The sequence below is a fragment of the Aeromonas sp. s13 genome (assembly GCF_040907905.1).
Lineage (GTDB): Bacteria > Pseudomonadota > Gammaproteobacteria > Enterobacterales > Aeromonadaceae > Aeromonas > Aeromonas veronii.
In genome coordinates this window covers 1-11114 of sequence record NZ_JBFOCS010000020.1, presented here as the reverse complement: position 1 = coordinate 11114, position 11114 = coordinate 1, and the positions used below count along the sequence as shown (strand labels likewise).

At 60.9% G+C, this 11114-nt stretch carries 8 protein-coding genes; 4 read left to right on the top strand and 4 right to left on the bottom strand.

Features of this window, described 5'->3' with window-relative positions; translation table 11 throughout:
- Positions 1-229: 229 nt before the first annotated feature.
- From AB5Y82_RS02355 to AB5Y82_RS02345, 3 genes are all read right to left on the bottom strand, one after another.
- Positions 230-1477 (bottom strand): DEAD/DEAH box helicase, encoded by a 1248-nt coding sequence (locus AB5Y82_RS02355; RefSeq protein ID WP_368173603.1) that lies wholly within the window; start codon positions 1475-1477, stop codon positions 230-232.
- Positions 1478-1573: 96 nt separating this feature from the next.
- Complete coding sequence (locus AB5Y82_RS02350; protein WP_368173604.1) at positions 1574-3043, bottom strand: GGDEF domain-containing protein; 1470 nt, start codon at positions 3041-3043, stop codon at positions 1574-1576.
- A gap of 156 nt (positions 3044-3199) precedes the next feature.
- Positions 3200-3664, bottom strand: coding sequence for a hypothetical protein (locus tag AB5Y82_RS02345; RefSeq protein WP_368173602.1), 465 nt, complete (start codon positions 3662-3664; stop codon positions 3200-3202).
- Positions 3665-3862: 198 nt separating this feature from the next.
- Here AB5Y82_RS02345 and AB5Y82_RS02340 point away from each other — a divergent pair, with 198 nt between their 5' ends.
- Together AB5Y82_RS02340 and AB5Y82_RS02335 are read left to right on the top strand one after the other, a co-directional pair.
- Positions 3863-4771 carry an S-adenosyl-l-methionine hydroxide adenosyltransferase family protein gene (locus tag AB5Y82_RS02340; protein ID WP_368173601.1) on the top strand — a complete coding sequence of 303 codons (909 nt, stop codon included), beginning with the start codon at positions 3863-3865 and terminating at the stop codon, positions 4769-4771.
- A gap of 191 nt (positions 4772-4962) precedes the next feature.
- Complete coding sequence (locus AB5Y82_RS02335) at positions 4963-8001, top strand: cytochrome c peroxidase (RefSeq protein WP_368173600.1); 3039 nt, start codon at positions 4963-4965, stop codon at positions 7999-8001.
- Positions 8002-8183: 182 nt separating this feature from the next.
- On the opposite strand, the gene AB5Y82_RS02330 is transcribed toward AB5Y82_RS02335, so the two are convergent.
- The gene (locus AB5Y82_RS02330) at positions 8184-8744 is read right to left on the bottom strand and encodes a carbonate dehydratase (RefSeq protein ID WP_005343397.1); all 561 of its coding nucleotides are present in this window, start codon (positions 8742-8744) and stop codon (positions 8184-8186) included.
- Between the two features lie 203 nt (positions 8745-8947).
- Here AB5Y82_RS02330 and AB5Y82_RS02325 point away from each other — a divergent pair, with 203 nt between their 5' ends.
- Together AB5Y82_RS02325 and AB5Y82_RS02320 are read left to right on the top strand one after the other, a co-directional pair.
- Complete coding sequence (locus tag AB5Y82_RS02325) at positions 8948-9589, top strand: ribonuclease (protein ID WP_267518499.1); 642 nt, start codon at positions 8948-8950, stop codon at positions 9587-9589.
- A gap of 129 nt (positions 9590-9718) precedes the next feature.
- Positions 9719-10765 carry an NAD(P)H-dependent flavin oxidoreductase gene (locus AB5Y82_RS02320; protein ID WP_368173599.1) on the top strand — a complete coding sequence of 349 codons (1047 nt, stop codon included), beginning with the start codon at positions 9719-9721 and terminating at the stop codon, positions 10763-10765.
- Positions 10766-11114 lie beyond the last annotated feature (349 nt).

Genomic DNA, 11114 nt, shown 5'->3' with positions numbered 1-11114 from the left:
TTTTATGGGGCTCGCAGCCCCGCTGTTGCCCCTTTATGGCAGACGGGGCGTGGCGGTGGCCGGTATAAGCTGGAGTTAGGTCATTTCGGGAAAACCCATAAATCCTGCTTATAGTGAGCCGGTTTGTTGCTGCGCCCCCGCACGGCGGTAAAACCGGCCGCACAGGGACTTGTTCCGGTTTGCAGGTATGGGTTTGCAGGGATTGGGTTGAAGGGATTGGCGGAGGTTATTAGCGTCGTCCCTTGCCACCCTTGTTGCCAGCGAGGGCCTGCTTTCTGGCGCGCTGCTTCTGAGCCGTCTTGCTGTTGCGGCGCGGCTCGGGCTCGAAGCGGGTCAGATCCGGCTCAAAGCCCGGAAACCACTGCTGGGGCAAACGAGTGTCGAGTACCGCTTCCACCTTCTCCAGCAGCGGTGCATCTTCCGGGCTGAACAGGGTAATGGCGAGCCCCTTGTTGCCGGCGCGGCCGGTGCGCCCGATACGGTGGACGTAATCCTCGGCCACAAAGGGGAACTCGAGGTTAATCACATAGTTGAGATCGCTGATATCGAGGCCGCGGGCCGCCACGTCGGTGGCGACCAGCGCTTGCAGGGTGCCGGCGCGAAACTCCAGCAGCACTTTTTCTCGTGCGCTCTGCGACAGATCGCCGTGGAAGGCCAGCGCATTGATGTCAGCCTTGCCAAGCTGCTGGGCCAGCTTGTCAGTCCCTTGGCGGGTGCGGCTGAAGATGAGGGCCGGTGCCCACCCCTTCACTTTCAGCATGTGTTCGACCAGTGCCAGCTTGCGATCGCTATCCACCGTGTAGACCCGCTGCTCCACCTCGGCCGCCGTGGTGTTGCGCGGTGCCACTTCAATCAGCTCGGGGTCGCGCAGCAACACCTTGCTCAAGGCAAACAGGTTGTCGTCGCAGGTGGCGGAGAAGAGCAGGGTCTGGCGATCCGCCGGGATCTGTTTGAGCAGCGCCTTGATCTCGTCCATAAAGCCCATGTCGAGCATGCGATCCGCCTCGTCAAACACCAGATGGCGCAGGCTATCCAGGCTCAATGCCCCCTGACGCAGATGGTCGAGCAGACGGCCCGGGGTGGCGATCAGGATATCCACCCCGGCTTGAAGCGCCTCTACCTGCGCCGCGATACTCACCCCGCCGTAGACCAGCGTGCTGGTAAGACCGGTGCCCTGGCCGTAGCGCGCCACGCTCTCGGCGACCTGCACCGCCAGCTCGCGGGTCGGCACCAGCACCAGCGCGCGGATCGGGCGGGGCTCTGCTTGCGGCTGTTGTAGCAACTGCTCCAGCAGCGGCAGCACAAAGGCGGCGGTCTTGCCGGTACCGGTCTGGGCGCCTGCCATCAGATCCCGCCCCCCCAGAATGACCGGGATGGCGCGAGCCTGAATGGGGGTCGGTACGGCATAGCCGAGCTCGGTCAGGGTCTGCTGCAAGCGGGGGGAGAGGGCCAGTTCGGCAAAGGAGGCTGTGGACATAGGGGCACCAGTCGGGTTATCGCGGCCTGCGGCCACGATGCAATGAGTGATCGTGGCCGCGATGGTAACAGAAGCAGGGGACGCGGCAGAAGGCGGCTATGCCTCTGCGTCGTCCGGCAACGGGCGGATCAGCCGGATCTTTTTGCCCTCATAGCAGGCGATGTTGTGTTTGCCGTGCTGTTTGACGTGGTAGAGCAGCTCGTCGGCCAGATGCACTGCCTCGGTGACGGTGAGGTAGTCACGAATGCGGATCACCCCGGCGGAGAAGGTAATGGGGGTGGGCAGCTCGGGGATCCCCAATGGTCGATCCAGCAGGCGACCAGCTGAGTGGATCATCATCTCGTCATCCTCCATCCCCTTGAACAGCACGATAAACTCCTCGCCACCCCAACGGATGGCGCTGTCCACCTTGCGGATATTGCTTCTGAGATGGCGGGCAAAGGCGACCAGTGCCAGATCCCCGACGCTATGGCCATAGGTGTCGTTGATCGACTTGAAGTTGTCGATATCGAGGATCATCAGGTAGTCGTGCTCATGGAGCAGACTCTGGCAGAGCACATCTCTGCGTGGCAGCCGGGTCAGGTGGTCGGTGTGCGCCAGGGTACGCAGCCGCAGGTAGATCTGCTTCCAGGCCACCATGCCCAGCAATAGCACGATGAGATAGACCTTGAAGGCCGCACTTTGCAGGGCCAGCTTGACGAAATCGAACCAGCTGTAGGACCACTTTAGATAGAGATCATCCCCCGCCTTGGTGCGCATAAAGGGTTTGCTCAGGCAGAGATGCCTGGGGCGGCAGGGCTCGGCGGCTTCAAACGATATGTTGGTGCGGGTCGGGTTGATGGTGTCGAAGGGTCGCAGCACATCGTTAAATGCTTCATCGACGGCGATGTCGATACCGAGCAGCCCGTATTTGTAACCGCCGCGCCCCGACTGATGAATGAAGGGGAAGTACATCACTATGGTGTTGCGCATGCTGAAGCTGTCGATCTCGATATCGGAGACAAAGGCCTCATCGGCGCTGCACAAGGGGCGGCCGGGTGCAAAGCTGGCGCAACCGAAGTAGTGATACCAGGCGGGCAGTGTCATCAGATCCACCTTGATCGGCGCCAGTCTGGTGGGCAGCACATTGTTGTCGGCAACCATGCCGATCAGCCGGTAGTCATTCCAGATGGTGTAGATATTGATCACCTCCGAATAAGAGAGGGCATAGCGGAAGGTGTTGAGGATATTGGCTGCCGGGTATTGCAGCGGAATATCGGCAAAGCGGTATTTGCTTTTGAGGTCATACCCGTAGAGATAGTCGCTGCCGACGCTATTCGGGGGCGGTGGCTGATCGAGCAGATGGTGTTGTGCCAGATAGCTGGTGATATTCTCCACCTTGAGGATCTTGGCCCGTTGGTAGAAGACCTCGAACACGTTCTTCTGGCTGGCGGTGATGAGATCCATGTCGTGCTGGATAGTGAGATAGGTGTAGTAGAAGACAATGCCCAACCCGGTCAGGGCGAGCAGGGCCAATCCGGCCACTTTGACGATGAACTGGCGAGCAAACGCCGATGGCCAGCGCAAGGCTGGGAGGTTACCTGAAAATAAGGTCATAGGTGTCTGGTTAGAGTACCGATAGGGGCGCGGGCGCCATACGGGCAAAGTATACGCGAAGGAAATCCCGACAGGATCCACCGACAAACCTTGCCAGAAGCTGAAGCCCTCACCACTTATTTATCCCTACTCCACGATCAGCACGTTCTCGCTGGCCAGATGGTGCAGCCACTCCCTGACGATCAGCAGCACGGCGGCAAAGTGCTCGTCGCGTGGCAGCAAGCTGGCGGCGAGGGGATCCCCTTCCGCCATGGCGGCCAGCTGGCCAAAGGCTTGCTCCACCAGATCCCGGTCGAGCTGGTTGTCCCCCAGCGCTTCGGCCAGTGACGGCTGGCTGCGCAGGGTCAGCTGCAAGCCGGGCGGGATCTGCGGGGCGATGCGCATCAGCTCATCCTCCACCACCATGATGGCCCGCTCCAGTTCGAGCGGGGTGGGTGGCGCATTGCGAAACGGTCCGGGCTGGATGGCGTGGGTGCCAAAGGCCAGCGGGTAGTGTGACGGGGCAGCATCTGGCTGGCTCAGCCAGAGCTGACTGCTCTGTTCACCAATCTCCAGCAGCAGGGTCATCATCTCCGGTACGGGTTGTGTCATGGTGCTGAGCTCCTGTATTGTAAACGTTTTCCCGTTCTGCCTTTGATACCCCCGCTGTCGCCGTTTGGCGAGCACAATTTCTGCGAATCGTCCCTCACTTTGTTGCAAATCCCTTGCAAAAAAATCTATTTATGGCAGTCTGGACGTCTAAATGGCTGTCGCCGTTTCGTTATCCTCAGATGATTCAGGAGTTCAGATATGGATATTCGTACCGCTCCCCGCGCCATTGCGCTTGCCCTCATGCTGGCCAGCGGCATCGCCGCCGCCAACGAAGCGCTGGTGATCCAGACCGATTTCGGTCTGAAAGATGGCGCCGTGTCGGCCATGAAGGGGGTTGCCTTCGGGGTGGATCGCACCCTGCCGCTCTATGACCTGACCCACGAGATCCCGGCTTACAATATTTGGGAAGCCTCCTACCGCCTCTACCAGACCCTGCAGTATTGGCCCAAGGGCACAGTGTTTGTCAGCGTGGTGGATCCCGGTGTCGGCACCGAGCGCAAATCAGTAGTGCTCAAGACCAGGAGCGGCCACTACATCGTGACCCCGGACAACGGCACCCTGACTCTGGTGGCCGAGCACTTTGGTATCGAGGCAGTGCGCCAGATTGACGAGAAACTCAACCGCCTCAAGGGCTCCGAGAAGTCCTACACCTTCCATGGCCGTGATGTGTACGCCTACACCGGCGCACGGCTCGCCTCCGGCGCCATCAGTTACGAGCAGGTGGGCCCGCTGCTGCCCGCCGAAGTGGTGAGGATTCCCTATCAGCCTGCGGTCGCCGAGAAAGATGGCACTCTCAAGGGCACCATCCCGATCCTCGATGTGCAGTACGGCAACGTCTGGACCAATATCGACGATGCCCTGCTGACCAAGGCGGGGATCAACAAGGGGGATAACGCTTGCATCAAGATCCGCGAAGGGGATGTGGTCAAATATGACGGCAAGGCCCCTTACGTCAGCAGCTTCGGCGATGTGCCGGAAGGTCAGCCGCTGGTCTACCTCAACAGCCTGCTGCAGGTGTCGGTGGCGCTGAACATGGACAGCTTCGCTGCCAAGCATCAGGTGCAATCCGGCGCCAACTGGCATATCAGCCTGAAGAAGTGCTCCTGAAGATTGTCGGGCTTTCGACAAGCGGGTTTGAAGCAAGAGAGGGCAGCCAAAGAGGCTGCCCTCTCTCATTGGGTGGTAAGGCGTTGCTGATAAGGAGTTGTTGTCAAAAAGCATATTAATTGAATGCAATTGATAATGATTGGTATTTGATTGGATAATCGCGCACTTGTCTGACCACCCAACCATACCGAATGAAAACCAGCCTTTTACTGCTCAGCCTGCTGGCTCTGACCGCATGCAATGACAATCACAGCAATACGTCTGTGGCACCCTCACCCGAGGTGACCCCGCCGGTCGTCAAGCCGACCGAGCCACCCATCACGCCGCCAACAGTGCCGCCGGAAACTCATACCCGGATTCCTCTGACCATTGAGGTCAATGTGGCCGATCGGCTGGGGGCGGGAGCACAGCTTGAGGTGAAACAGGTCGCCACCGGGATCCGCGTGCAACAGGCCATCGAACCGGGCCAGCTTGCCAGCATCAACTTGCCAGCAGGTCTGCAACTGGATCAACCGCTGGAGCTGCTCGGTAGCGACGAGGGCTATCTGCTGCGCGCGGTATCGGTGCGGGTGGCGGATCTCTCGGCCGGGATCACGCTGGCGCGCCGCAACAGCGTGCCGCGGCTGGGGTTGAATGAGGAGGAGACGGCGCTCTTCCTGCTGGCGGATCAGAGCGGGGATGGTTCCCTCAGTCAGGCCGAGTGGGGCAGGGCAGAGGAGATCCGCCTGCAGCAACAGGCGGCTCTTCAGGATTACGCTGCCTTCCTGTTGGCCCAGCGCCAGCCGGGTGCCGTGCTCGACTATGCCGATAGCTGGCAGATGCTGTTGGCCCTGCGCGATGACAAGCAGGCGCGCAGCTGGTATCAGCGCAGCAACAGCACCCAGATCCAGTCCGCCCGCACCCAGCTCTATCCCGCCAACCCCAGCCAGCCGGACGAGCCGGAGACGGCAGATCTGCTGCGTCTCGATGAGCAGGGGCTGCTGGTGGTGCGTGGCCCCTGGCAGTGCCTGCACGATGTGCGCACGGTCAGCGGGGTCAAGGGTAGCCAGTACTGGCTTTATGGCAGTGACACCAGTGCGTTGGCGGTTGCCAGCCAGCCACAACTGGCTGCGGGGCTGACCGCTTGCGGCCGCAGCGACTGGCGCCTGCCGACCCTCACCGAGTTCGAACGGCTGTTGAGCAGTGACAAGTCGGCATGGCGCTATCCCAATACCTTTGCTGTTGGCCTGCCCGCCCAGATCTGGTTGCAGGATGGTGCGGGTCAACCCCGTCTCTATCAACTGGCGACCCGAACCTGGCTGGATGAGGGGGAGGGGGGGCTGCTCTGGTATGCGCTGGCACCCTATCCGGTGCGCCCCTCTGTGGTGCGCGACAGCAGCAAGCCGGACATGGCGGCCCTGCGCGCCCAGTACAGCGGCGCGTCAGCCCAATGGCCCGCCGCCCGGGTGGATGACGGGGTGGAATGGCAGGAGCTGGGGCCGCTGCCGGCGGTTCCCTTCCCGGCCGACAACCCCTATAGCCGGGCCAAGGTGGTGCTGGGTCAGCAGCTCTTTTTCGACAAACAGCTCTCCAAGGGGCGGGATATCAGCTGTGCCAGTTGCCACGATCCGCAAAAGGGGTGGAGCGACGGCCTGAGTGTCTCGGTCGGTCATCTGGGCCAGAAGGGCAATCGCAACGCTCCTTCCATCCTCAACAGCGCCTTCAGCTCGACCCAGTTCTGGGACGGGCGGGTCGCCACGCTGGAGGAGCAGTCGCTTCACCCGATCCAGAACCCCATCGAAATGGCGCTGAGTCATGACGAGCTGCTGGCTCGCTTGCAGGCCAGCCCCGACTATCAGGCTGCTTTTGCCACTGCCTTTGGCGATCAGGGGATCACGCTGGAGCGGATCGCCAAGGCGATCGCCACCTTCGAGCGCACCATCATCAGCCGCGACAGCGATTTTGAGCGCTTCGTCAAAGGGGATAGTCAGGCGCTCAGTGACAAGGCGCTGTGGGGGATGCACCTCTACCGCACCGATGGCCGCTGCATGAACTGCCATTCCGGCCCGCTGCTGAGTCAGCACGGGTTCGAGAGTGTGGGGCTCACCTATTACGGTCGTGGCAAGCTGGAAGATCGCGGGCGCTTCCTGCAGACCCGCAACAAGGCTGATATCGGTCGCTTCAAGACCCCCAGCTTGCGGGACGTCGCCTTTACCGGCCCCTATATGCACAACGGCATCTTCCCGATCCTGGCCCAGCGTATCGGCGGCTCGGTGCAGGGGGTGGTGGCCATGTACAACTTTGGCGTGACCAAGTGGAGCAGCGGGGTCGGCTTCCCGACCGGTGCGGATCAATATGATCCCTTCTTCCCCAAAGCCTCCGATCACCTGCATGCCCTTGGCCTCAGCAATGACGAGCTGGATGCCATCGGCGAGTTTTTGCGCAGCGCCTCGGCCGAGCCGCGCCGCACTCCGGCCACTGTTGCTGAGTTGGGGGTGAGTGAGGTGGATGACCCTACTCCGGTGGGGGCGGTGATCACCGGATTGGCGGTGCTGCCTGCTCAGCCTCAGCTGGAAGTGGGGCGGACGCTTCCTCTGCAACTGCAGTGGCAACTGAGCGATGGCTCTCTCGGCCCGCTTGATGGGCCTGTTGAGTGGCGCAGCGAACAGCCGGAGTTTGCTACCGTGAGTCCGCAGGGCGAGTTCCGCGGTGTGGCGGTCGGTACGGCACGATTGGTGGCGACCACGGCTCGTCACACGTTGACCGTGACGGTGCAGGTGGTCGATGCCCAGCCCGATTTTGCCCGGGGCTGCCGTCAACCCGAGCTGGTGGCGGGCAAGCTGGCCTTTGTCTGCCAGTTGACCAGGGACGAGGCGGAGCGTTTGTCCATCTCCTATGACGGTGTGAGCAGTGACAGCGATGGTGACTACAATCCCTTCCCGCTGGAGTATGTGACCATTGGTCAGGCGCGGGCGCGGGATTACTGCCAGCAGCTGGTGGCGCGCGGCCACGATGACTGGCGTTTGCCGACCCGGGCCGAGCTGGAGGTGCTGTTTGCCGCCTACAACAAGGATGGCGCGACGGATCAGTTGCTTCAGCAGCAGGGCTGGCCGCTCTACAACCGCTACTGGAGTAGCGATGCGACTGCCAATGACGATGGTGAGCTGCCGCTGCTCGACCTGAGCACTGGTGATCCGCTGTGGGATCTGGCGGATGAGGCTCATGCCGCCACCTGCGTCAGGGCCATCTAGCCTTCATAGATAGTCAGATGAAAAACGGGCGCCTCGGCGCCCGTTTTGTTCTCTGGTAATAAAGAAAGGGAGCAGAACTCGTTGGAGAGCGCCTTGTACCCTTTGACCAGATCGATATTGGTGTGGGCTACGTCCTCGGAGAATTCGGCGGCATCGACCGAAACCCGCGGGAAATAGAGGGATCAGAACTCGTTGGAGAGCGCCTTGTACCCTTTGACCAGATCGATGTTGGTGTGAGCCACATCTTCGGAGAACTCGGCGGCATCTACCGAAACCCGCGGGATATGGGTCAGATCGCTCTGCTGGTTGATGCGGGTGGTGGAGGGGACGTAGAACTCCGGCGGCAGATCGCAGCCATCGATCACCGAGTTGTGACGCACCACGGCACCATCGCCGATATGGCAGTTGAACAGCACGCTGTTGAAGCCGATAAAGACCCGGTTCCCCACTTCGCACGGTCCGTGGACGATGGAGCGGTGGGCGATGGAGGTGTACTCGCCGATGGTGACGGCGGCGCCGGATTTGGAGTGGATCACCACGCCATCCTGGATATTGGAGTTGGCGCCGATGACGATGGGTTCCATCTCGCCGTTGGCATCCACTTCGTCGGCGCGGATCACCGCATAGGGGCCGACAAAGACATTCTCTTTGATGATCACCTTGCCGCAGATGATGGCGGTCTTGTCGATATAGGCGGATTCGTCGATGACAGGCAGATGGCCGGAGGGATTCTTGCGGATCATGTTACATCCTGTGGTTGCCAAGAGGGATTATCTGGTGGTGGACGAGGAGCCTACCGGTCGGTCAGCTTACCCCTGCTCGCCCTCTGGTGAAACCCCTGACTGGTCTGACCCTTGTCGCGCGGCGTCTCGGCATGGCTGTTTCCCGCCGCCAGAATATGGGAGCATGACTTTCATCCCGAGTCGCGTTAGGTGGACATATAAACATGAAGAAGATGATTGCCCTGTTGGCGGGTGGTTTGTTGCTCTCCTCGGCCGTGCAGGCCAAAGGGGAGGCGGGGGAGTTTGACTATTACGCCATGGCGCTCTCCTGGTCGCCCGAGCATTGCGCCGTCAAACCGGCGGATCGGGACCAGTGTTCCCGCAAGCTGGGCTTTGTGCTGCATGGTCTTTGGCCCCAGTACGATCGCGGTTACCCCAGCAACTGCACCCGCGAACGGCTCAATCCCGATATGGAGAGCGAGTTTGCCGACCTCTACCCCAGCCGTTTCCTCTATCGCCATGAGTGGGAGAAGCACGGCACCTGCTCCGGCTTGAGCCAGCAGGCCTTCCATCAGCTGGCGAGCGATTTGCGCCAGAAGGTGAAGATCCCGGCGGCTTATCAATCCCCGGAAGAGCCGCTGCGCAAAACCAGTTTCCAGCTCAAGGCCGATCTGGCGAGCGCCAACCAGTGGCTGGCTCCCGACAACATCACGGTGGCTTGCGCCGATGGTGGCCGCTTCCTGCGGGAGGTCTATATCTGCGTCAATAAAGAGGGGACGGATGCGGTCACCTGCTCCGCCGAGATGCAAAAGCGCGAGCGCCGCTCCTGCGGTCAGCCGGACTTCCTGCTGCGCAGCGTGCGTTAAGTCTTCACTCACCATCGGGCCCCTTGCGGGCCTGATGTGTAACCACGGTTATCGGAAAGGAGTCTGACAGATGGATGGCAACAACCGGTTTGGCCCGCAAGAACGGGCAATGCTGCTTGGGGTGAAAGGATGAGCCTGTTTGCCGAGCTGGGAATGCGTTATCCCATTATTCAGGCGCCGATGGCCGGTGTGCAGGGAAGTGAGCTGGCGCTGGCCGTGACCCGTGCGGGCGGCTTGGGCTCCTTGCCTGCCGCCATGCTCACATCAGCGGAGCTGCGCAGCGAACTGGGACGACTTACCCAAAGCGGCCTTGGGCCATTTAACATCAACTTCTTCTGTCATCGGCAACGGGAACCTGATCCCGTTGCTCTGGCCAGTTGGCAGCAGCGCCTTGCTCCCTACTACGCCGAGTTCGGCATACTTCCCCCAGCCGTTACGACAGCGCCAAGTCGTGCGCCTTTCAATGGGGAACATGCCGCCATGTTGGCCGAGTTCAGACCGGCTGTGGTCAGCTTTCACTTCGGCCTGCCCGCGCCCGAGTTGCTTGCCCGGGTGAAGGCTGCGGGGGCCAAGGTATTTGCCAGTGCCACCACGGTGGCGGAGGCTATTTGGCTTGCTCAGCACGGTGCCAACGCCATCATCGCTCAGGGATTGGAGGCGGGTGGTCATCGCGGTCATTTCCTCTCTGATGATCTCGCCTTGCAGCAGAGCACCTTGACCCTGCTGGCGCAAATCCTCGCGGTGACCGATCTGCCGGTGATCGCCGCTGGCTGTATCGTCGATGGCAAGGGGATCGCCAACGCGCTGACGCTGGGGGCGAGTGCCGTGCAGATGGGGACCTCCTTTCTCTGCTGCCATGAAGCGACCACCTCGGCGCTGCATCGAGCCTCCCTTCACTCACCCCAAGGCCTGCAGACGGCACTGACCAATCTGTTCAGTGGCCGCCCGGCGCGGGGTATCGTCAACCGTCTGATGCGTGAGCTGGGCCCGCTCTCGGATCTTGCCCCTCACTTCCCCTATGCCAGTGGCGCACTGGCACCGCTGCGTGCTGCCGCCGAGAAGGCGGGGGACAGTGGCTTCTCTCCGCTCTGGGCTGGGCAGGATGTATCGGGCTGCCGGGATCTTCCCGCTGGCGAGCTGATAGCGTGCTGGGTCAAAGAGGCTGGATTGGGATAAGTGCTTCTATATATGCCTCATACGCCTTCTTATATAGAAGATGTCGAGGGCGCTGCGCGTTAGACGCGACAGTGCGGCAATGGTGGATGAGTGCCAGGCCAGTACCCTTGTAAGGCATTTATCCGGTGTAAAACGTCCTCACTTCACCCTTGGTTGTGGATAAGTCTGTATAAATGCTGTGTGTTGATATGAATAACCAAGAAATTGCACTTTTTTGCAATTTTATTGCGGTAAAGCCTTGCCAATGTGAGCTGGATCTCTATAATGCGCCACATCGACAGGGCAAGCGGCAACGCAAACAACCTCGTCGATAACCTCGAAAAGCCTTTGAAAATAAGGCTTGACTCGA